This is a genomic window from Halorubrum sp. GN12_10-3_MGM (genome assembly GCF_005435235.1).
Lineage (GTDB): Archaea > Halobacteriota > Halobacteria > Halobacteriales > Haloferacaceae > Halorubrum > Halorubrum ezzemoulense.
Genome location: NZ_SGUB01000013.1, coordinates 73,959 through 94,850, shown reverse-complemented (window position 1 = coordinate 94,850; position 20,892 = coordinate 73,959). Strand labels below are relative to the sequence as shown.

At 70.1% G+C, this 20,892-nt stretch carries 23 protein-coding genes; 17 read left to right on the top strand and 6 right to left on the bottom strand.

Annotated elements, in window-relative coordinates:
* Positions 1-23: 23 nt before the first annotated feature.
* From EXE47_RS11265 to EXE47_RS11235, 7 genes are all read left to right on the top strand, one after another.
* Positions 24-1,649: a GMC family oxidoreductase gene (locus EXE47_RS11265; RefSeq protein ID WP_137708291.1), complete on the top strand. Its 1,626-nt coding sequence runs from the start codon at positions 24-26 to the stop codon at positions 1,647-1,649.
* A gap of 155 nt (positions 1,650-1,804) precedes the next feature.
* Complete coding sequence (dacZ, locus tag EXE47_RS11260) at positions 1,805-2,614, top strand: diadenylate cyclase DacZ (RefSeq protein ID WP_049929410.1); 810 nt, start codon at positions 1,805-1,807, stop codon at positions 2,612-2,614.
* Between the two features lie 3 nt (positions 2,615-2,617).
* Positions 2,618-3,406: a mechanosensitive ion channel domain-containing protein gene (locus tag EXE47_RS11255; RefSeq protein WP_137708290.1), complete on the top strand. Its 789-nt coding sequence runs from the start codon at positions 2,618-2,620 to the stop codon at positions 3,404-3,406.
* A gap of 104 nt (positions 3,407-3,510) precedes the next feature.
* Positions 3,511-4,176 (top strand): GNAT family N-acetyltransferase, encoded by a 666-nt coding sequence (locus EXE47_RS11250; RefSeq protein WP_137708289.1) that lies wholly within the window; start codon positions 3,511-3,513, stop codon positions 4,174-4,176.
* A 123-nt stretch (positions 4,177-4,299) separates the two neighbouring features.
* The gene (locus EXE47_RS11245) at positions 4,300-6,744 is read left to right on the top strand and encodes a DEAD/DEAH box helicase (RefSeq protein WP_137708288.1); all 2,445 of its coding nucleotides are present in this window, start codon (positions 4,300-4,302) and stop codon (positions 6,742-6,744) included.
* A 71-nt stretch (positions 6,745-6,815) separates the two neighbouring features.
* Positions 6,816-8,366, top strand: a complete 1,551-nt coding sequence (locus EXE47_RS11240) for a deoxyribodipyrimidine photo-lyase (protein ID WP_086216756.1) — start codon at positions 6,816-6,818, stop codon at positions 8,364-8,366.
* Positions 8,367-8,442: 76 nt separating this feature from the next.
* The gene (locus tag EXE47_RS11235) at positions 8,443-8,784 is read left to right on the top strand and encodes a DUF6176 family protein (protein ID WP_089307585.1); all 342 of its coding nucleotides are present in this window, start codon (positions 8,443-8,445) and stop codon (positions 8,782-8,784) included.
* Positions 8,785-8,811: 27 nt separating this feature from the next.
* On the opposite strand, the gene EXE47_RS11230 is transcribed toward EXE47_RS11235, so the two are convergent.
* Together EXE47_RS11230 and mvaD are read right to left on the bottom strand one after the other, a co-directional pair.
* On the bottom strand, positions 8,812-9,171 hold the full coding sequence (locus EXE47_RS11230) for a hypothetical protein (protein ID WP_086216754.1): 360 nt from the start codon (positions 9,169-9,171) through the stop codon (positions 8,812-8,814).
* Between the two features lie 82 nt (positions 9,172-9,253).
* A complete protein-coding gene (gene mvaD / locus EXE47_RS11225) occupies positions 9,254-10,252 on the bottom strand; it encodes a phosphomevalonate decarboxylase MvaD (protein WP_049929418.1) in 999 nt (332 codons plus the stop codon).
* Positions 10,253-10,357: 105 nt separating this feature from the next.
* Between mvaD and EXE47_RS11220 the strand changes: the two genes are divergently transcribed.
* Entirely contained in the window at positions 10,358-10,864 is a 507-nt protein-coding gene (locus tag EXE47_RS11220; RefSeq protein WP_137708287.1) for a hypothetical protein, read from the top strand.
* An 82-nt stretch (positions 10,865-10,946) separates the two neighbouring features.
* Positions 10,947-11,282 (top strand): 2Fe-2S iron-sulfur cluster-binding protein, encoded by a 336-nt coding sequence (locus EXE47_RS11215; RefSeq protein WP_049929421.1) that lies wholly within the window; start codon positions 10,947-10,949, stop codon positions 11,280-11,282.
* Between the two features lie 21 nt (positions 11,283-11,303).
* Here the strand turns inward: EXE47_RS11215 and EXE47_RS11210 are convergent, their stop codons facing one another.
* Complete coding sequence (locus EXE47_RS11210; protein ID WP_049929422.1) at positions 11,304-11,621, bottom strand: ASCH domain-containing protein; 318 nt, start codon at positions 11,619-11,621, stop codon at positions 11,304-11,306.
* A gap of 210 nt (positions 11,622-11,831) precedes the next feature.
* On the opposite strand from EXE47_RS11210, the gene pyrB reads away from it, so the two are divergent.
* The 3 genes from pyrB (at position 11,832) to EXE47_RS11195 (ending at position 14,490) form a co-directional block, all read left to right on the top strand.
* On the top strand, positions 11,832-12,779 hold the full coding sequence (pyrB, locus tag EXE47_RS11205; RefSeq protein WP_049929423.1) for an aspartate carbamoyltransferase: 948 nt from the start codon (positions 11,832-11,834) through the stop codon (positions 12,777-12,779).
* Complete coding sequence (pyrI, locus tag EXE47_RS11200; protein WP_049929424.1) at positions 12,776-13,234, top strand: aspartate carbamoyltransferase regulatory subunit; 459 nt, start codon at positions 12,776-12,778, stop codon at positions 13,232-13,234. The genes pyrB and pyrI overlap by 4 nt, the downstream gene beginning before the upstream one ends.
* 395 nt (positions 13,235-13,629) lie before the next feature.
* A complete protein-coding gene (locus tag EXE47_RS11195; RefSeq protein ID WP_089307588.1) occupies positions 13,630-14,490 on the top strand; it encodes a hypothetical protein in 861 nt (286 codons plus the stop codon).
* Between the two features lie 195 nt (positions 14,491-14,685).
* On the opposite strand, the gene EXE47_RS11190 is transcribed toward EXE47_RS11195, so the two are convergent.
* Positions 14,686-16,338 (bottom strand): NADH-quinone oxidoreductase subunit D, encoded by a 1,653-nt coding sequence (locus tag EXE47_RS11190; protein WP_049929426.1) that lies wholly within the window; start codon positions 16,336-16,338, stop codon positions 14,686-14,688.
* A gap of 84 nt (positions 16,339-16,422) precedes the next feature.
* Between EXE47_RS11190 and EXE47_RS11185 the strand changes: the two genes are divergently transcribed.
* Entirely contained in the window at positions 16,423-17,091 is a 669-nt protein-coding gene (locus EXE47_RS11185; RefSeq protein ID WP_086216718.1) for a helix-turn-helix domain-containing protein, read from the top strand.
* Between the two features lie 103 nt (positions 17,092-17,194).
* Here the strand turns inward: EXE47_RS11185 and EXE47_RS11180 are convergent, their stop codons facing one another.
* A complete protein-coding gene (locus EXE47_RS11180; protein WP_049929428.1) occupies positions 17,195-17,938 on the bottom strand; it encodes a ThuA domain-containing protein in 744 nt (247 codons plus the stop codon).
* 110 nt (positions 17,939-18,048) lie between these two features.
* Here EXE47_RS11180 and EXE47_RS11175 point away from each other — a divergent pair, with 110 nt between their 5' ends.
* Positions 18,049-18,264 carry a hypothetical protein gene (locus EXE47_RS11175; RefSeq protein WP_049929429.1) on the top strand — a complete coding sequence of 72 codons (216 nt, stop codon included), beginning with the start codon at positions 18,049-18,051 and terminating at the stop codon, positions 18,262-18,264.
* A gap of 27 nt (positions 18,265-18,291) precedes the next feature.
* On the opposite strand, the gene EXE47_RS11170 is transcribed toward EXE47_RS11175, so the two are convergent.
* The gene (locus EXE47_RS11170) at positions 18,292-18,678 is read right to left on the bottom strand and encodes a thioredoxin (RefSeq protein WP_049929430.1); all 387 of its coding nucleotides are present in this window, start codon (positions 18,676-18,678) and stop codon (positions 18,292-18,294) included.
* A gap of 218 nt (positions 18,679-18,896) precedes the next feature.
* Between EXE47_RS11170 and EXE47_RS11165 the strand changes: the two genes are divergently transcribed.
* The 3 genes from EXE47_RS11165 to EXE47_RS11155 are packed head-to-tail and all read left to right on the top strand — an operon-like array spanning position 18,897 to position 20,849.
* Positions 18,897-19,814 carry a PLP-dependent cysteine synthase family protein gene (locus EXE47_RS11165; RefSeq protein ID WP_049929431.1) on the top strand — a complete coding sequence of 306 codons (918 nt, stop codon included), beginning with the start codon at positions 18,897-18,899 and terminating at the stop codon, positions 19,812-19,814.
* 55 nt (positions 19,815-19,869) lie between these two features.
* Entirely contained in the window at positions 19,870-20,277 is a 408-nt protein-coding gene (locus EXE47_RS11160; RefSeq protein WP_049929432.1) for a hypothetical protein, read from the top strand.
* Positions 20,277-20,849: an MOSC domain-containing protein gene (locus EXE47_RS11155; protein WP_094494227.1), complete on the top strand. Its 573-nt coding sequence runs from the start codon at positions 20,277-20,279 to the stop codon at positions 20,847-20,849. The genes EXE47_RS11160 and EXE47_RS11155 overlap by 1 nt, the downstream gene beginning before the upstream one ends.
* Positions 20,850-20,892 lie beyond the last annotated feature (43 nt).

Below are 20,892 nucleotides of genomic sequence, written 5' to 3'. Positions count from 1 at the left end.
ACTAGTCTCTCACATGCTAGTCTATGACAGACACGGAATACGACTTCGTCGTCGTCGGGGCGGGCTCTGCGGGCTGCGTCCTCGCGAACCGACTCACCGCGGATCCGGACAGGAGCGTGCTGCTCCTCGAAGCGGGCACACCCGACGACGACCGGAACATGCGGATCCCGGCGGGCTTTCCGGAACTGTTCGAGAGCGACGCGGACTGGGAGTACTACACCGAGCCGCAGGACGGCTGCGGCGGTCGACGGCTCTACTGGCCGCGCGGTAAGACGCTCGGCGGGTGCTCCTCCACGAACGCGATGATCTACATCCGCGGCCACCCGTCGGACTACGACGACTGGGCGGGCCTCGGCAACAACGGCTGGGGGTACGAGACCATGCTGGAGTACTTCAAGCGGGCGGAGACGTTCACGCCGTCGGGATCGCCCTACCACGGGTCCGCGGGGCCGCTCAACGTGACGGACCAGTCCTCGCCGCGACCGGTCTCCCAGGCGTTTGTCGACGCCGCCGCGCAGGCGGGCTACGACCGCACGGACGACTTCAACGGGGCGGCACAGGAGGGCGTGGGGATGTACCACGTCACGCAGAAGAACGGGGAACGCCACAGCGCCGCCGACGCGTACCTCAAGCCCGCCCTCGACCGACCGAACCTCACTGCCGAGACCGGCGCGCAGGTGACCGAGGTGACCATCGAGGACGGTCGCGCGACGGGAGTTCAGTACAGTCAGGACGATCAGAGCCGGTCCGCGGGGGCCGCCGAGGAGGTCCTCCTCAGCGCCGGCGCGGTCAACTCCCCGCAGCTCCTCATGCTCTCGGGCGTGGGCGACCCAGACCACCTCGCGGACCACGGCATCGATGTCGAGACGGCGTCGCCCGGCGTCGGTCGGAACCTCCAAGATCACCTGTTCGCGTTCACCGTCTACGAGACCGACGGCGACATCAGCACGCTCGACGACGCCGGCGGCCTGCTGGACGTCTTCAACTGGTTCCTCCGCAAGCGCGGGAAGCTGACCTCCAACGTCGCCGAGGCCGGCGGGTTCGTCCGCACCGACGGCGCCGATTCCCGGCCCGACCTCCAGTTCCACTTCGCTCCCTCGTACTTCATGGACCACGGCTTCGCGAACCCTGAGACCGGGCGGGGGCTGTCGATCGGCGCGACGCAACTCCGGCCGGAGAGCCGCGGGCGCGTCACGCTTCGCTCCGCCGACCCGTTCGACGACCCTATCATCGACCCGAACTACCTCGACGCGGACGCGGACCTCGAAACGCTCGTGGACGGGGTCAAGCGCGCCCGCGAGATCGCCCGGCAGGACGCGCTCGCCGGGCACGTCGGGCGCGAGGTGTGGCCCGGCGAGGACGCCGAGACCGACGAGGCGATCGCCCGGCACGTCCGCGACACGTGCCACACCGTGTACCACCCCGTCGGCACGTGCGCGATGGGGGACGACGAGGCGGCGGTCGTGGACGAGGAGCTTCGGGTTCACGGCGTCGAGGGGCTCCGCGTCGTCGACGCGAGCGTGATGCCCACGCTCGTCGGCGGCAACACGAACGCCCCGACGATCGCCGTCGCCGAGCGGGCGGCGGACCTGATCCGCGACCGACCGACGCCGAGCGCGACGGAGCCGGCCGCGGCCGCCGACGACTGACCTGGTTCGGGCCCGCACCAGCGGCCGCTTCGTTCCGGACCGCGCCCCGCTGGCCGCTTCGCTCCGGATCGCGCCGCCGCCGCTCTCGCTCGGCGTCAGACGCACGCACGACGCCGACGCAACGACTATACGGATTCCTCGTGTCAGTTGCGTCAATGGACTCGCTCACCGACCACCTGGCGGACCTCGTCGCTGACGTCGACGCCGCGCTGCTGTTCTCTCCGACGAGCTCCTTCTACGAGCGGTTCGCGAACGGCGGGAGCGAGGTCGTCGTCGTCGCGCCCGACAACGACGTCGACGCCGAGACGTTCGTCGATCTCCCGCTCCCCTTCGATAACGTGAAAGACCGGATCCGGTTCGGCATCGAGGGCGCGATGGACGCGGACCTCGTCTCCGAGGGCGACGAGGTCGCGTGCGTCGCCTCCGTCTTCGAGGGCGGCTCGGACGCGGTCGTCCGGGTCACCGTCGACGAGAGTATCCACACCGGCATCTTCGACCTGTTCGCCAACTCCCGCGCCGAGCCGAGCGTGATCCGCGACGTGTTCGAGGTCGCGATCGAACTCGGTCAGAAGGGACAAAAGGGGAAGCCGGTGGGCGCGCTGTTCGTCGTCGGCGACGCGGGGAAGGTGATGAACAAGTCGCGGCCGCTGTCGTACAACCCATTCGAGAAGAGCCACGTCCACGTCGGCGACCCCATCGTGAACGTCATGCTCAAGGAGTTCTCGCGGCTGGACGGCGCGTTCGTCGTCTCCGACTCCGGGAAGATCGTCTCGGCGTACCGTTACCTCGAACCCGCCGCCGAGGGGGTCGACATCCCGAAGGGCCTCGGCGCGCGCCACATGTCCGGGGCCGCGATCACCCGCGACACCAACTCGACCGCGATCGTCCTCTCCGAGTCGGACGGGCTCGTCCGGGCGTTCAAGGCGGGCGAACTCGTCTTGGAGATCGATCCGGAGGAGTACTGACTCATGTCCGCGGTCCAGATCACCGTCCCAGAGTTCCTCCTGAACGTGCGGTACCGGATCTGGCTGGCGCTGGCGGTGCTCCTCTTCGGTCTCGCGCTGGCGTACCTCACCGGCGTGATCAACCGCCGGCTGCTCCGCCGGGCGGGCGTCCCCGAGGTGATCGAGGGGACCACCTTCGAGCGGACGGCCCGCGAGTTCGACACCTCGACGGTGCGGATCTTGGCGCAGCTGTCGAGCTACTTCATCGTCGCCGTCGCGGTCATCGTCGCCCTCACGGTCGCAGACGTGAACTACCTCGAACAGTTCTGGTCCGGCGTCGCCGCCTTCCTCCCGCGGCTGTTCGTCGCCGCCGTCGTCGTCATCGTCGGCGTCGTCGTCGGCGACAAGGTGGAGCTGCTCGTCGCCGAGCGCCTCCGGGGTATCAAGCTCCCCGAACTCGGCGTGCTCCCGACGGTCGTGAACTACAGCGTCGTCTACGTCGCCGCGCTCATCGCCCTCGGACAGGTGGGCGTTCAGACGCTCGCGCTCATCGTGCTGCTCGCGGCGTACGCGTTTGCGGTGGTGCTGTTCGCCGCGCTCGCGACGAAAGACCTCGTCGCGTCGGCCGCCGCCGGCGTCTTTCTCCTGCTCCGACAGCCGTACAGCATCGGCGACGAGGTCCGCGTCGCCGGCGAGCGCGGCGTCGTTCAGGAGGTCGACCTCTTCGTCACCCACATCGAGACCGACGGCGAAGAGCACGTCCTCCCGAACCACGTCGTGTTCCGCGAGGGGATCGTGCTGATCCGGGAGTAACCCCCGATCCGACCACGTTGCGGCCGACGCCGACTCCGTTACCGATTCTCACGCTGTGAAAGTCGTTGTCACCCTATAACACGACCCGACGCCAACATTGATACATGACCTCCGATACCGCGAGCGCCGCTTGCGACGGCTGGGACGGGAGCGAGTGCGAGGGGACGCCGCACTGCCCGCCGCGGTGTCCGCGCTTCGTCGACAAGGAGGGCGCGCGCTGGACGATCCGGCCCGCGACCGACGCGGACGAGCCGTTCCTCGCAGAGATGTACGAGCGGTTCGGCCGCCCCCACCGCGCGCAGGGGCTCCCGCCGGTGAGCCGGCGCCGGCGCGTCGACTGGATCCGATCCATGCTGTCGGAGGGGAACAACGTCGTCGCCGAGCGGGACGGCGAACTGTTCGGCCACGCGATGTACACCCCGACCGACGCCGACACCCCCAAACTCGCCGTCTTCGTCCACCCGGACGCGCAGGACCGCGGCGTCGGGACGGAGCTGTGCCGTCACGTGATCGCCAACGCCGCGGCCGCCGGCCGCGACGGGATCGAACTCCACGTCGAGACCGGGAACCGCCCCGCGCGGAGCGTCTACCGGACGGTCGGCTTCGAAGTCGTCGAGCGGCGCGGCGACCTCCGGATGCGGGTCGACCTCGACCAGCCGATCGCGACCGAGGTCCGCTGGCCGCCGCTCGCCCGCGAGGGCCCCGCGGAGCCGGCGGTCGACCTCTCACCGACCGACGGCGGGCCTGAGCGATCGCCCGCGGACGACTGAGCGGCACGGCGCTCCCGCGGGCGACTGGTCGCCACAGCGTTCCCGCAACCGCCCGGTCGACGCCGCACTCTCCTCGGTGCCACCGCAACCGTTAGGCCCCGCCGACCCGAGGGTATCGTAACCGTGGACGACGCCATCGAGTGGCTGCGAGACCGCCCCTTCTACGAGGGACAGATCGCCGACCAACGGCGGCTCCCGGCGCGCGAGCCGGAGTTCGCCGATGTCGACCTCGAACCGCGGCTCGCCGACGCGCTCGCGGACCGCGGCATCGAGCGGCTCTACAGGCATCAGGCCGACGCCATCGGCGCGGTCCGTGACGGCGACGATGTCGTGCTCGCGACCGAGACGGCCAGCGGCAAGTCGCTCGCGTACACCGTCCCGGCGTTCGAGGCCGCGATGGACCACGGCGGGCGCACGCTGTACATCGGCCCGCAGAACGCGCTGATAGCCGACCAGGAGGAGTCGCTGTCCGAGCTCGCGGCCGACCTCGGCTTCGGCAGCCGCGTGTCGGTCGACTCGTACACCGGGCGGCTCTCGCGGGCGGAGAAGCGCGACGTGCGCGACCGCCGCCCAACCGTCCTCCTCTCGAACCCGGACATGCTCCACTACGCGCTGCTCCCGTACGCGGGGCGCCTGTGGGACTGGTTCTTCTCCTCGCTGGAGCACGTCGTAATCGACGAGGTCCACAGCTACCGCGGCGTGTTCGGCTCGCAGGTCGCGCTGACCCTCCGCCGGCTCGCGCGAACCTGCGAGCGATTCGGCTCCGCGCCGCAGTTCGTCTGCTGCTCGGCGACGATCAACAACCCCGTCGACCACGTCGCGACCGTTACCGGCCGCGACCCCGACGGGATCGCCCTCGTCGACGAGGACACCTCGGGGCGCGGGCCGCGCGACTGGGTGCTGTGGAACCCGCCCGAGTACGACGACGACTGGCAGGAGCGCGGCAGCGGCCGCCGGAAGTCGAGCCACACGGAGAGCAAGCGCCTCTTCGTCGACCTCGTCACGGCGGGCCAGCAGACGCTCGCGTTCACCCGCGCCCGCCAGACCGCCGAGCAGTACGCGACCGACAGCGCGAGCGACCTCCGCGAGCGGGGGGAGCGCGACCTCGCAGGGAAGGTCGGCGCGTACCAGGCGGCGCTCACCGACGACCGACGCCGCGAGATCGAGGCCGACCTCCACGCGGGCGACCTCCGCGGCGTCTGGTCGACGAGCGCCCTCGAACTCGGCGTCGACGTGGGCGGGCTCGACGCCGTGGTGCTGGACGGCTACCCCGGCACGCGGATGTCCGCGCACCAGCGTGCGGGGCGGGCCGGTCGCGGCGACGACCCGGCCACGGTCGTCATGGTCGGGGGCGAGGACCAGCTCGACCAGTACCTGATGCGCAACCCGAGCGACTTCTTCGACGCGCCGCCGGAGGACGCGATCTGCGACCCGGAGAACGGGCAGCTCATGCCCGGCCACGTCGCCTGCGCGGCCGACGAGAACTGGCTCTCTCCAGACGACGAGCGCTTCTTCGGCGACACGTTCCCGGGCGTCGTCGCCGGCCTGACCGAGGCGGGCGCCCTCGAACGGCGCGAGGCCGCGAAGGGCACGCGCTGGGTCCACGCCGGCGACGGAAGCCCCCAGCAGTCCGTGAACCTCCGCACGGCCGAGGAGCGCGAGATATCGCTGATCGAGCGGTCGAGCGGCGAGACGGTCGCGACGCTCGCCTTCGCGGACGCGCTCCGCGACGCCCACCCGGGCGCGATCTACCACCAGCAGGGCCGCACCTACGAGGTGGTCGAGTTGGACCTCGACCGCGACGTGGCCGAGCTCCAGCAGTCGTGGGCGGACTACTACACGCAGGTGCGCTCCGACAAGGACATCGTCGTGAACGAGGACCTCGACGAGCGGGCGCTCTCGGCGCGCCCCGACGTGCCCGTCCGGTTCGCGGACGTCACGGTGACCGAGCAGATCACGGGGTTCGTGCGGAAAGACGCGGCGACCGGGGAGTCGCTCGGCGAGTCGACGCTCGACCTCCCGGAGACGACGCTACGGACGAAGTCGTTGTACTTCCCCGTGCCCGCGGACGTCGAGCGCGAGATGCGGCGACTCGGCGACGCGCTCGACGATGGGGACGCCGGAGATCCCGAGGTCAGCGCCGACGGAGGTGCGCCCGATTCGGGCGTCGATGTCGACGGCGAGCCGATCCCGGGCGGCGAGTACGCGTTCAACGGCGGGATCCACGCCGCCGAACACGGGATCATCTCGCTGTTCCCTTTCCACCTGCTGTGCGACCGGGCCGACGTGGGAGGGATCTCGACGCCCCACCACCCGCACACTGAGGGACCGGCGGTGTTCGTCTACGACGGCTACCCCGGCGGCGTCGGACTCACGCGCCGCGGCCACCGGCGGATCGAGGAGCTGATGACCCGCACCGCGCGGCTGATCGACACCTGCGGCTGCGAGGGTGGCTGCCCCGCCTGCGTCCAGTCGCCCCACTGCGGGAACGGGAACGACCCGCTGGCGAAAGCGCCGGCCGTGCGACTGCTCGAATCGCTCACGGGGGCCGACGCGGACGCCCGATAGGACCTGCTCGGAGCCAGTCAAGCCTCCGCCGGTCCCGGTGGTTTCACGGTGGACGCGTCCGTGCGGATCCCATGGAGCTGTTCTGGCACCGACGGGACCTCAGAGTCGCGGACAACGTCGGCTTAGCGGCCGCTGCGGGGGCCGGCGACGGAGACACGAGCGAAGACGCCGACCAGGGGCCCGCCGCGCCCGTCTTCGTCTTCGACCCCGACGTGCTCGACCACGCGAGCGACGTGCGGGTCCGCCGCCTGCTCGACGGGCTCGCGGCGCTCCGCGAGGCGTACCGCGAGCGCGGGAGCGACCTGATCGTCGCGCACGGGGACCCTGAAGCGCTGCTCCCGCGCCTCGCCGAGGCGCTCGGCGCCGAGCGCGTCGTCTGGAACCGCGACTACTCGGGGCTCGCCCGCGAGCGCGACGCCGGGGTTCGACGCGCGCTCGACGCGGCCGGCGTCGCGCGAGAGGCCCACCACGACGCGGTCCTCCACGACCCCGACGCGATCCGGACGAACGCCGGGGACCCGTACTCCGTGTACAGCTACTACTGGAAGAAGTGGACCGACCGCGCGAAGGACGACCCCCTTTCCGCGCCGACCGGCGCTGCGCTCGCCGCCGCCGACCGACTGACGGACGCGGTCGACGCTATCGACGGGACCGACGCGGGCGACGCGACGGTGGCCGACGCCGGCGTCGACGCGCTCCCCGTCGCCACGGTGGGCGACCTCCCGACGCCCGCCGACCTCGGCTTCGCCGAGCCGGACGCCGATGTCGGGCCGGCGGGGACCGCTGCCGCGCGCGAGCGCCTCTCCGACTTCCTCGACGAGGCGGTGTTCGCCTACGAGGCCGAGCGCGACTACCCCGCCGAGGACGCGACCTCGCGGCTGTCGACCTTCCTCAAGTACGGGGAGATCGGCGTCCGCGAGGCGTACGCGGCGACCGAGGAGGCGATGGCCGAGGCGGCGTCGGACGCGCGGCCCGACGACGCCCCCGAGCAGGTCGAGGAGTTCCAACAGCAGCTGGCGTGGCGGGAGTTCTACACGCAGGTCCTCTTCCACAACCCCGAGGTGGTGACGGCGAACTACAAGGAGTACGAGGAGGGGATCGACTGGCGCGACGACCCCGACGAGATCGCGGCGTGGAAGCGCGGCGAGACGGGATATCCCATCGTCGACGCCGGGATGCGCCAGCTGCGCGAGGAGGCGTTCATGCACAACCGCGTGCGGATGATCGTCGCCTCCTTCCTCACGAAGGACCTGCTCGCGGACTGGCGGCACGGCTACGACCACTTCCGCGAGCGGCTGGCCGACCACGACACCGCGAACGACAACGGCGGCTGGCAGTGGGCAGCCTCGACGGGGACCGACGCGCAGCCGTACTTCCGCATCTTCAACCCCATGACGCAGGGCGAGCGATACGACCCCGACGCGGAGTACATCACGGCGTACGTCCCCGAACTGCGCGGCGTCGAGCCCGACCTCATCCACGAGTGGCACGAGCTGTCGCCGACACAGCGCGCGAACGCGGCCCCGGCGTATCCCGCGCCGATCGTCGACCACTCGGAGCGCCGCGAGGAGGCGCTCGCGATGTACAAGCGGGCGCGCGGCGAGGACCCGGAGGAGGACTGACTCCCGCCGTCCGAGAGCGTGCCAACAGTTAACAAAGGCGGACAACCGTTAGGTGAAACGGGCGCGACCCGGCCGTATGGTCGACGTCGTCCTCACGAAACAGCGGATCGAGTCCGGAGCGACCGAGCGGCTCGAAGCGTGGGCGCGAGAGATTCGGGATCGAGAGTCCGAGGCGGTTGAAACCCTGCGCAACGAAGGGATGTACTCCGAGACCGCGTTCGTCGAGCACGCCGACGACGGGGACTACCTCGTTTACTATATGAAAGCCGAGGACATCGACGCGGTCTACGAGGCGTACGAGGAGTCGTCCCACGACATCGACGAGGAGCACGAGCGCGTGCTGAGCGAGGTCCTCGAAACCGGCGAGAACGTCGGCGAGTACGACCTCCTCTATCACCTCGAAAACCCCGACCGCTAACGCCCGGGAACCGGTTCCGCCGCGCGGTCACTCGGTCGTCGCCTCAGAGACCGCGCTCACCAGCTCGTTCACCGGGAAGGACTCGTCGTAGTCGAACGACGCGAACACCGCGTCGTATCGGTTCGACGGGAAGAGGAACACCACCAGGTCGTCGAAGAACAGCGTCTGCGCAGCGTACCGACTCTTCCCCACGAGGCGCTTGAAGTCGTCGCCCGTGATCTGGTTCGACATCACCAGCTGGTACGCCTCGTCGAGGTCGGCGTCCGAGTAGCGGTCCTCCACGTCCTCGCGGACGTGTTCGACCTCGAACGACACGCTCCGGAGATCGGCGACGACCCGGGGCGCGGGCCCGTCGAACGCGAGGATCGCGTCGGCGATCGGTGACATGTCACTTTCATTCATTCCGCGGGCTCATAAATCACCGCGACAGACTCCGCCAGCGCCGGTTCTGCCCCGCCCGTCCCGCCCCTCAGAACAGCGCCTCGCTCTCGTCGAGGACGCGCGCCGGACCGCCGACCTCCCAGACGTCGGTGTCGACGCCGATCTCGGCGATCCGGCCCTCGACCTCGTCGACGTGGTCCGCGAGCGTGTTCACGTACACCGAGGCCCCGGTGTCGGTCGAGAAGTAGACGGGGACGCCCGACTCGCGGAGTTCGCGCACCGCGTTGAACACGGCGATCGTCTCGGGCTGCCAGTACACCCATCCCGCGGGGCCGGTCATCGTCGTGGCCGTCAGGGACAGCGAGTCGTGCTCCGCCGTCTCGAAGATCCGGTCGAAGTCGCCCGTGCGGAGCGCGTCGGTCATCTCGACTAGCTGGTCTTGGACGTGCGCGGTCCGCGCCTGCATCATGTGGCTTGCGGCGGCCTCGCGGTGGGCCTCCTCCGTCTCCTTGTACGCGGGGACGTGTGCGGCGACGATTCGGAGGTCCTCCTCGGGGTCGAAGCCGTCCTCGCTCACCCCCACGTCGAGCCGGGAGGAGCGACAGTCCTCGTCGTTGAGCCCGGCGTCGAGCCGCGAGTACGCGCCCGTCACCGAGCGGGCGGCAGAGGAGGAGCCGCGGCGGGCGACCGTTGAGACCTCCGGGAGAGACATGTCGAGGCCCGCGGCCTCCACGAGGGCGAGTGCGGCGGCCGCGAAGCCCGACGAGGAGGAGCCGAACCCGATGTTCGACGGGAAGGAGTTCTCGCTCTCCAGTCGGACGGCGGCGTCGACGCCGGCCAGGTCGCGGACGTGGTCGACGACCATGTCGATGCGCTCGGCCGCGCGGCCGTCGACCGCCTCGCCGCCGATGACGTACGCGTCCTCGCTCGCGTCCGGCTGCCACTCGACGGTGGTCGTCGTGGCGGTCGGCGCGGTACAGAGACTGATGCTGTCGTGGTACGGGAGCCGCAGTTCCTCGTCGCGCATCCCGTGATACTTGACGAGCCCCTGAATCGGGTGGGCTCGCGCGGTGGCCTTGCCGGTCATGTCTCGGGAAGCGTCCGGCGGGGGATTAGTCGTTGCGATAGGTGGGAGGCGGTGCGCGACCGTTGTCGGAACAAGATATTACTGAGATGCGACGCAGGGCCCGACATGGTCCGCTGCGACGCGCTCCTCCGCCGGCCGCGAGCGAAGCCGTACGCCCTCGCCGCCGTCACGGCGGGAGTGGTGTTCCTCGAAGCCGTGACTCGGTCCCGCCAGTACGCGATACGGGAGGGACAGCCGGTGACCGCCCGAACGCCGCTCGACCTCGTGGTCGACGTCGCCGGAACCTACCTCGTGGTGCCGGGGCTTCTGTTCGTCGCGTTCTACGCGCTTATCGCTCCCGGCTCGCGGATTCCACTGACCGGCCGGTCGCTACTCGCGCTCTTCGCGGGCGCGCTCATCGGCGGGCTCGCGGGACAGTACGTCGGAGTCGCTCCCCACTCGCTCAGGACCCTGCTGTGGTCGGGCACCTTCGCGGCCGACCCGCAGATCATGCGCCTGTGGGTCGACGTGTTCGGATCGATCGGTCGAGACTTCCTCGTCGCCGTCGGCGTGTTAGTCGTGGCGCGGACCGTTCGGGACAGGCGGAACGAGCGCTCGGACGCCGCCGCGTAGCGACCGAGCGCTCGCTTCCGTCCCCGCGCCGGCGACGGGATAGAGGGAACCCTTTTTGACCGGTCGGCGGGTACTCCGCGCCATGACAGAGTACACCGTCGAATTCGTCGGCACCGACGAGACGATCGAGGTGGCCGACACGGAGACGATCCTCAGCGCCTGCTTCGAGGAGGGGATCGCTCAGGAGTACTCCTGCCGCGTCGGGATGTGTCTCGCCTGCTCCGCCGAAATCGTCGAGGGCGAGGTGACACAGCCCGCGGCTCGCGGCCTCTCCGACGAGGAAGCCGAGCGGTACGCGCTCACCTGTATGGCCCGCCCGCAGTCCGATCTGAAGCTCGACCGCGGGAAGTACCCGCCGAGCATCGAGGACGACGCGGCGACCGCGGCGGGCGACGGCGCGGCCGCGGACGACGACTGAACTACCTCATCATCTCCGGTCCTACTCGGCACGCTCGAACCGGTGTCTGACCACGTCGGCGTCGTCGTCCCACTCGAAGTTGCCGCCGTGGGCGCGGACCATTCGCTCCTTGTACGCCGACAGCGACGGCGACCCCTCGCGCTTCGCGTCCTCGTCGGTCATGTCGCCGAGCGTGCGCTCGGTCACCTCGACCAGTTCGAAGGCGACGCCGTCGATCTCGAAGGTGTCGCCCTCTTCGCCGTATCGGTTCCCGCGGTGGAGCTGCGTCACCTCGCCGTCGAGGGCCGCCTGCTTCACGCGGTCGTTCGGGAGCAGGTCGGCCGGGTCGTTGTCTGCCATGCGATCCGCTTCGGTCCGCGGCGGCTTATGTACGGCGGCGAGGGGCCGGCACGGCGGCGAGTCTTCGACTCTGTCGCGCCGATCCCGGACCGGTTCGGGGCGCGTTGCGGATATCGAAACGGCGACCCGAGCGGGTACGCACGTCCGTGAACACCCGCGCTGCGCCCCGAGCCGAGGGATTCAAGATACTGCCGACACCCATCTCTGACGATGCGACAGGACCACCTCATCACCGCGACCCAGCTCTCGCGGGATGACATCGAGGCCGTACTCGACCGGGCCCGGGCGGTCGCCGACGACCCCGCCGCCTACGCGGACCGGCACGCCGGCCGCGTGCTCGCGCTCTGCTTCTTCGAGCCGAGCACGCGGACCCGGATGAGCTTCGACAGCGCGGCCAAGCGCCTCGGGATGAACACCATCGACATGGGCGACGTCGACTCCTCGTCCGTCTCGAAGGGGGAGTCGCTGTCCGACACCGTCCGCGTCATCGAGGGGTACGCGGACGCCCTCGTCCTCCGCCACCCCAGCGAGGGTGCCGCGACGCTCGCCGGGGAGCGCGTCGACGTGCCGGTCGTCAACGCGGGCGACGGCGCCGGACAACACCCCTCCCAGACGCTCCTCGACCTCCACACGATCCGCGAGGACCACGGGCTCGACGACCTCACGATCGGGGTCATGGGCGACCTGAAGTACGGCCGGACGGTCCACTCGCTGGCGGCCGCGCTGACGGAGTTCGACGCCAACCAGCACTTCATCAGCCCCGAGTCGCTGCGGCTCCCGCGCTCCGTGCGCTTCGACCTCCACGAGACGGGCGCGCAGATCCGCGAACACGACGATCTCGAACCCATCCTCGACGAGCTCGACGTGCTGTACGTCACCCGGATCCAGAAGGAACGGTTCCCGGACGAGAACGAGTACCACCGCGTCGCGGGTGAGTACCAGATCGATGCCGAGACGCTGGCGGACGCCCCCGACGACCTCACCGTGATGCATCCGCTCCCGCGCGTCGACGAGATCGCGCCCGACGTCGACGAGACCGACCACGCCCGCTACTTCGAGCAGGCGCACAACGGGATCCCGGTGCGGATGGCGCTGCTCGACACCCTGTTGGAGAACGCGAACCCCGACGGCGACGAGGGGACGGAGGTGGGTCGATGAGCGATCACGAGCTGCGCGTCTCGAAGATCCGCGACGGCACCGTTATCGACCACGTCGAGGGGGGCCAGGCGCTGAACGTCCTCGCAATCTTAGGCATCGACGGCTCCGAGGGGTTGGGCGTCTCCGTCGGGATGAACGTCCCCTCCGACCGGCTCGGCCGCAAGGACATCGTGAAGGTCGAGGACCGGGAGCTGTCGCAGTCGGAGGTCGACGTGCTCTCGCTCATCGCGCCCGAGGCGACGATCAACATCGTCCGCGACTTCGAGGTCGTCGAGAAGAACCGGGTCACCCGTCCCGACGGCGTCACCGGCGTGCTCTCCTGTCCGAACCGCAACTGTATCACCAACGCCGGCGAGCCGGTCGAGACGCGGTTCGACGTGGTCGCCGACGGCGTGCGCTGCGACTACTGCGCGACGATCCTGCGGTCCGACATCGCCGATCACATCGACGTCTGAGACGGCCGGCGCCGCGGGTCGCTCCGCTCGGGGCAGCCTGTTTTCGGTCCGTCCTACTCGGGGCGACCTGTCTTGTTCCGACCTATTCGGGGCGACCTGTTCTCGGTCCGGTAGGTTTTAGCGCCCACCGTTCCAACTGACAGGTATGAGCAAGAAAGCCAAGCTCGTCCTCGTCCTGTCGCTCGTCGCGCTCGCGTACTTCCTGTTCGCCGGCGACAAACAGCCGGTCGAAGTGGAGTAACCGCGAGACACCGCGCTCGCGCTCTCCGCTCGACGCCGCGCTCGTCACACCACTCGCCGCACGGCACGCCGAATTAGACTCCGCGTCGACTCGCCTCCCCGATCGACCACCCCGATACCGTCCGTTTTTACCGACCAGTCACGTATACAACTCCATGTACGGGGTCGTCACGCGCAACGCCGACGAGGTCGCGATGGAGCCGTTCGACCTCGGCTTCTACGAGGTGAAAGACGTCACGGGGCGGGCGGCCGAGCCCCTGCCGGACGCCGTGAACATGGTGTCGTGCTTCGGCGACAACGCGGCCGCGAGCGAGGACGACGACCTCGTCCCGGTCGACGAGCGCGGCGAGCCGGCGACCCGCGACCGCGACTACTTCGACTGGGCGTACATCTGCCCGACACACCCGGAGTACCGCGAGGGACTCTTGGAGATCATCGCGGACTGCGCCGCCGAGAACGAGGACGTGCGCCTCGACGACGTGGGGTTCCCCCGCGAGGGGTTCTGTCACTGCGACCGCTGCGAGCGCCTGTTCGCCGAGAGCGACCGCGAGGAGTTCGCCGACTGGCGCGCGGACGTGATAACCGACTTCGTCGCCGAAGCGGCCGATCTGGTCCCCGGCCGGCTCCTGCTGACGCTGTACCCCGACCCGTACCCCGACCACCTCTACGAGCGGGCCGGCCTCGACATCGACCGCCTCGCCGCCCACGTCGACGAGTTCGTCGTCCCGCTGTACGACACCGAGTACGCGACGACCTACTGGCTGGAGACCATCGCGCGGGGGTTCCGCTCGATGCTCGGCGGCGACTACTCTCTCCACGGCGCGCCGCCGGAGACGCCGTTCTCGCTGGAACTGTACGCGGTCGAGGTCGACGTCGACGACCTGATCCACGCGACTGAGGTCGCCGAGACGTACGCGAAGGACGTGTTCTTCGGCTACGACGCGAACAACGCGGCCGCCGCGGTCCGTCGGAAGGACGCCGACTCGCGCGACGGCGAGGTCCACCGGCCGGAGTGACCGGGCGCGTCGGCCGTCCGCTTGCGACTCCGTGGACGAGGGTTTAAATACGCCCGCGGTCGACTGCTACTCGACCGGCCGCCGGCGTGCGACACAACCGGTCGTCTCGCGTTCGCGCGAGGCGGTCGCCTTTCAACGTCCGCGCCGTAGCGGCGGTCGTCCTACACCGATGAGCCGTCGGCTCGCCGCGCCGCCTCAGCGGTCGACTTCTCCCATGATCGTGTCGAGACTGCCGAGCGCGGCGATCAGGTCCGGTATCGACTCCCCCTCGGCCATCTCCGGCAGCGTCTGGAGGTTCGAGAACGAGGGCCCGCGGATCTTGAACCGGGCGGGCTTGTCGGTGCCGTCGGCGCGGATGTAGATACCGAGTTCGCCCTTGGCGCCCTCGACGGCCCGGTAGATCTCCGTGTCGTCGGCCGGCCGGATCGTCCGCGGGACGTTCGCCTGAACGGTCCGCTCGTCCTCGGGCCAGTCTTCGAGCAGGTCGACGCACTGCTCGATGATCTTCGCGGACTCCTCGACTTCGCCCATCCGGACGAGCAGGCGACTGTAGTTGTCGCAGCCGTCTTCGGTCACCACATCCCAGTCGAGCTCGTCGTAGTAGCCGTACGGGTCGTCGCGGCGGAGGTCGTAGTCGACCCCCGAGCCGCGGACGACGGGGCCGGTCGCGCCGTAGCTCTTCGCGACCTCCGGCGGGAGGGTTCCCGTGTCCACTGTGCGGAGCTGGAGGATCTCGTTCCGGGTCAGGAGGTCGTGGTACTCCTCGATGCGGCGCGGGAGGCCGTCGAGGTACTCGCGGACGCTCCGCAGGAACTCCTCACGGGGTTCGGGGAGGTCCCACGCGACGCCGCCGAGCCGGAAGTAGTTGAACATCAGCCGCTGGCCCGTCAGGTCTTCGACGATGTCCTGAACGCGCTCGCGCTCCTGTATGGCGTACATGAACGTCGCCGTGAAGTCGCCGATCACGTCGAGCGCGTACGCGCCCATCGCCAGCATGTGCGAGAGGATCCGGCTGAACTCCGCGGCCATGGTGCGGACGACGTGCGCGTACTCTGGCACCTCGATGTCGGCGAGGTCCTCGGCGACCCGGGCGTACGCCCACTCGTTGAGCAGCCCCGCGCCGCCCCAGTCCCAGCGGTCGGGGTACGGCATGATCTGGTGACGGTACGTCCCGGACTGCGCCATCTGCTCCTCGCAGCGGTGGATGTAGCCGATGTCGGGCTCCACGCCGACGACCGTTTCGCCGTCGAGGGTGACCTGGAGGTGTAAGACGCCGTGGGTCGCGGGGTGGTGCGGCCCGATGTTGAGCAGCATGGTGTCGCTGCCGGTCGCGGTCGACGACCCGGGTTCGATCGGCTCGTTCTCGGAGAGGGCGGCGATCTGCGGCTGATCCTTATCGTAGTCCATCGACAGGGGGTGCCCCTGCCACGTCTCGGGGAGCAGGATCCGGCGGAGGTCCGGGTGGTCGTCGTACTCGATCCCGACGAGGTCGTACGCCTCGCGCTCGTGCCAGTCCGCGGTGCGGAACACGGACGCGGCGGACTCCGAGACCGGGTCCTCCTTGTCGGTGGGAACCACGACGCTGAGCTCCCGGGTCGGGTCGTCGTAGGAGCGCAGGTGGTAGATCGACTCGTACCGGTTCTCGTACTCCTGTGCCGTGACGCAGGCGAGGTGGTCGTACCCCGCCTCGTCTCGCAGCGTGGAGAGCGCTTCCTGAACCGCGTCGGGTCGGACCCTCGCCGCGGGGGCGTTCAGGTGGCTCTCACGCCCCGTGATCAGCCCGCGGACGGACGAAAACGCGTCCGCCGTCTCCTCGTCGTCGCGCTCGCGCAGCAGCTCTGTCGACATACCGGAAGAGACGCGAGCGCACGACCCGAGGCTTCTGCCGGCTCAGTACGGATATTTATAAAACCGCCGTCGTCATTGTCCGCCGTGAAGTATCTGCGCCTCGAACTCCGGTACCCGCCGGAACTCATGCATCCGATGCACCGACTGGTCGACGAGTCGGACGCCATCGGTCGGGACGTGCTCCTTCACGGCAGCCTCTTCGACGAGACCGCCGACACCTTCCTGTTCTACGTGGAAGGGGACATCGACGTGTACGTCGACGCGCTGCGGTCAGTCGACCGCATCCGGGAGTTCGAGGTCACCCGGATCGACGGGACGGGCTACTACGTCTTCCTCACGCAACGGCGCGACGCCGTCGACGACGCGATGTTCGGGTCGCTCCGGCGGACCGGCATCGTCGTGGTCCCGCCGATCGACTTCCGTCCGAGCGGCGTCGCGAGGCTGACGATCCTCGGGGATCACGAGCCGCTCCGGGAGGGCCTCGCCGCGCTCCCGGAGCGGATCGAAAGCGAGGTCCTCCGCATCGGCGAGTACGACTGGCGCCAGCACCTCTTCGACCCGGGACTGACCGACCGGCAGTTCGACGCGGTCGCGGCCGCCGTCGAGTGCGGCTACTACGAGTCCCCGCGCGCGGCGTCCGTCTCGGATGTCGCCGAGCGGATCGGCGCCTCGCCGAGCACCGCGTCCGAACACCTCAGGAAAGCCGAATCGGCCATGATGAACGCGTTCATGCGACTGCGCGACGTGGCCTGACAGCGGGTGGCTGACGGCGTTCTCGCCCGACGATGCGCCAGGCCGACGACGCGTCCGTCCGACGACGCGTCCGTTCGACGACGCGCCCGTTCGACGATTCTCCTCAGTGAACGGTCCGGTCGTCGCTCGTGTCGATCTCTTCTCTCGGGTCCGCGTTGCCGAACTCGGGCGTCGGCCCGTCGCCAGGCTCCGCCCAGCCGACCGCGTTCCGGAGCACCCGTCGGACGTCCTCGTCGTAGTAGATCGGGTACGTCTCGTGACCGGGCCGGAAGTAGAACACCCGCCCGTTCCCGCGGCGGTAACAGCAGCCGGAGCGGAACGTCTCGCCGCCCTCGAACCAGGAGGTGAAGACGAGCGTGTCCGGCGCCGGCACGTCGAACCGCTCGCCGTACATCTCCGTCTCGTCGAGTTCGATCGCCTCGCCGATCCCGTCCGCGATCGGGTGGCTCGGCTCGATCGCCCAGAGCCGTTCGCGCTCGGCGGCCTCACGCCACTTCAGCGAGCAGCTGGTCCCCATCAGCCGCCTGAATATCTTCGAGTAGTGGGCGGAGTGGAGGACGAGGAGGCCCATCCCGTCGAGGACGCGCTCGTGGACGCGGTCGACGACCGCGTCGCGCACCTCGTCGTGAGCGGCGTGGCCCCACCAGACGAGCACGTCGGTGTCGTCCAAGACCGCCTCAGTGAGCCCGTGCTCCGGTCCCTCATCGAGGGTCGCGGTGCGGACCTCGTGGCCCCCCTCGCGGAGCGCGTCGGCGACGACGGCGTGGATGCCGTCGGGGTACACCTCGGCGACGGCGTCGCTCTCGCGCTCGTGGCGGTACTCGTTCCAGACCGTGACGCGTGCCATGCTCGGGGTCGACGCCGCACCGACTCGAGCGGTCGGCCTCGCCCTGGCGCGCGGACTCGGCGATAGGCGCCCACCTGAAAGTACTTGCTCCGCGCGCGAGACCACGGAACATGGCTGGTCCCCGACAGTTGTACCGCCGGGCCGACGACTGGGCGCGCGGCCTCTCGCGGCTGCGCTACGCCCTCTTCACCGGCGCCGTGGTGACGGCGTCGGTGCTCGCGGTCGGCGTCGCTCTCGGCGCGTCGACGACGGTTCAGGCGGTCACGATGGGCGTCGTGATGGCCGCGCTCTACTACGCCGGCGACGTGAACGCCGAAGACGGCTGAGTCCCTGTCGCGGCCCCGAACGTCGACTCAGGCCGTCGCTTCGACGTCCGCGAGCCGGTCCGCGAGGTACTCAGCGATGGAGACGGCCTCCTCCTCGACGAACCGCGCGACCTCCTCGCCCTCGGGCGACTCGACGACGACGGTGGGGATAAGCCCGATCTCGTACGCCTCGACGAGTTCGCCCTCCTTCCCGTCCGGGCCCTTCGTCACCGGGAACGACTCGATGCGGTCGTCCGGGACGCCGGCGGCGGCGAGCGCGGCACCGAACTCGGGGAGCTGTCGCTGGCAGTCGATACACCAGTCGCCGCCCCACACTTTGAACACGTAGTCGTCCGCCGCGAGCGCGTCGAGAACCGAGTCGTCGAACGCGTCCGCGTCGAGGTCGTCCGCGGGCGCGAGCGTTTCGAGAGTCATTGGGATCGATAGATCACGGAGGCACGTAAACGGCGCGTCGGTGGCAAGAGCACATTCGCTTCGGGTCCGTCGACGACACCTCGTCGAGTTCGCAGACACACCTGATTTCTGTCCTCGGCTACAGACCGACTGCTGACACCCCCGAAGCCCCAGCCGCGGGCGACATCGATTGCCGGAGTCCGCGGGGCCTTTGGGTCACGACCGCCTCGGTTCGGGTAATGGACGACGACATCCTGTCGACCCTCGGCTCGCCGCTGGTGCGGGTCGACGCGCCCGCGGGGACGACGGTCGCGGCGAAGGTCGAGTCCCGCAACCCGGGCGGCTCGGCGAAGGACCGCCCCGCGCTGTACATGGTCGAGGCCGCCGAGGAGGCGGGCGAGATCGAGCGGGGCGACCGCATCGTCGAGCCCACGTCGGGCAACACCGGCATCGGCCTCGCGATGGTCGGCGCGGCGCGCGACTACGACGTCACCCTCGTGATGCCCGAAGGGAAATCGATCGAGCGCCGCCGACTCATGCGGGCGTACGGCGCCACCGTCGAGCTCGTCGACGGCGACATCTCCGACGCGAAGGACCGCGCCGACGAGCTGGAGGCGGAGCCGAACACCGTCCAGCTCCGCCAGTTCGAGAACTCCGCCAACCCCCGCGCGCACTACGAGACGACCGGCCCGGAGATACTCGATCAGGTGGGCGACCGCACCGTCGACGCCCTGGTCGCCGGGGTCGGCACCGGCGGGACGATCACCGGGATCGGCCGCCGTCTCCGAGAGGCGTTCCCGGACGTCCGGATCGACGCCGTCGAGCCCGCGGACAACGCCGTCCTCTCGGGCGAGGAGCCGAGCGCCGACGACTTCCAGGGGATGGGGCCGGGCTTCGTCTCGCCGAACCTCGAGGTGGACCTGATCGACGAGGTCCACACGGTCGAACTCGGCGACGCCGAGACCGAGTGCCGCAGGCTCGCTCGCGAGGAGGGGATCCTCGTCGGCCAGTCGTCGGGCGCGTCGAACCTCGCGGCGAAGGTCGTCGCGGCCGAACTGCGCGAGAGCGGCGCGTTCGTCGGCGAGGAACCCCTCGTCGTCACCGTCTTCTGGGACAGCGGCGAGCGGTACTTGACGGCGGGGACCTTCGACGAGTGACCGCGCCGCGGCGGTCGACCCCGGTGTTGATTAGCGTTCGGCGCCCAGATCGGGCGTGAACACGCGCGCCGAATCGGAGACGGAGCCGCCCGACCGCGACCCGGCCGACGGCGGTCCGACGGGGGGCTCGGACCGCCGCTTCGACGGACCGTGGCTCGCCGCGATAGCGGTGACCGTCGGAGCGTGGACGGTCCTGTACGCGGTCGACTGGGCGCTGCTGACGCCTGCGACCCCGGTTGGACCGGCCGTCGCCTTCGCGCACAGCTACCTGCTCGCGCCCCTGGCGACCGCAACGATCCTGCTCGACGCGCTCTCGCTCGCCGAGCGACGCGTCGCCGACCTGGGCGTCTTCAAGTGGATCTACGCGCTGGCCGCGCTCCCCGCGCCTCCGGTCGCCGCGCTCTACTACGCGCACCGCGAATGGCTGAAGCCGGACGACACGACGCTTCTCGGGGAGCCCTGATGCCGGCGGACCGGCCACCCGAATCGACCAGCGCGGACGCGACCCCCGGCGCGGTCGCCGGCCTCGTGACGGCCCCCGAGGGCGGCGCCCCGCCGGTCCGTCGCGAGGCGGTCGAGGTCCGTCCCGACGGCGTGGAGGGGGACCGCTACCGCCGCGGCGACGGCCACTTCCAACTCGACGGCTGCGCGGTCACGCTCGTCGCCGGGGAGGCGCTGACCGCGGTCCGTGAGGCGACCGGCATCGACGTGCGCGACGGCCGTCACCGTCGCAACGTGGTCGTCGAGGGGTTCGGCGCGGAGATGGACTCGCTCCTCGGCGCGACCGTCGCGGTCGGCGACGCCCTCCTGCGACCGACCCGACGGAGACCGCCGTGTGCGCACCTCGAGGAGCTCGCCGGCGAGGACGGCCTCGCGTCGGCGCTCCGGAACCGCGGCGGCCTCTGCTGTGACGTGGTCGAACCGGGGTCCGTCGCCGTCGGCGATCCGGTGACGGTGCGGGAGGCCGACCCGCGGACCGCCGGCGCGGCGATCGCCGACCGGTTGCGGGAGCGATCGTCGAGCGGTCACGAGTAGCGACCCCGCCTCGTCGGGCATCGGACTGCCGCCGGAGATCGGC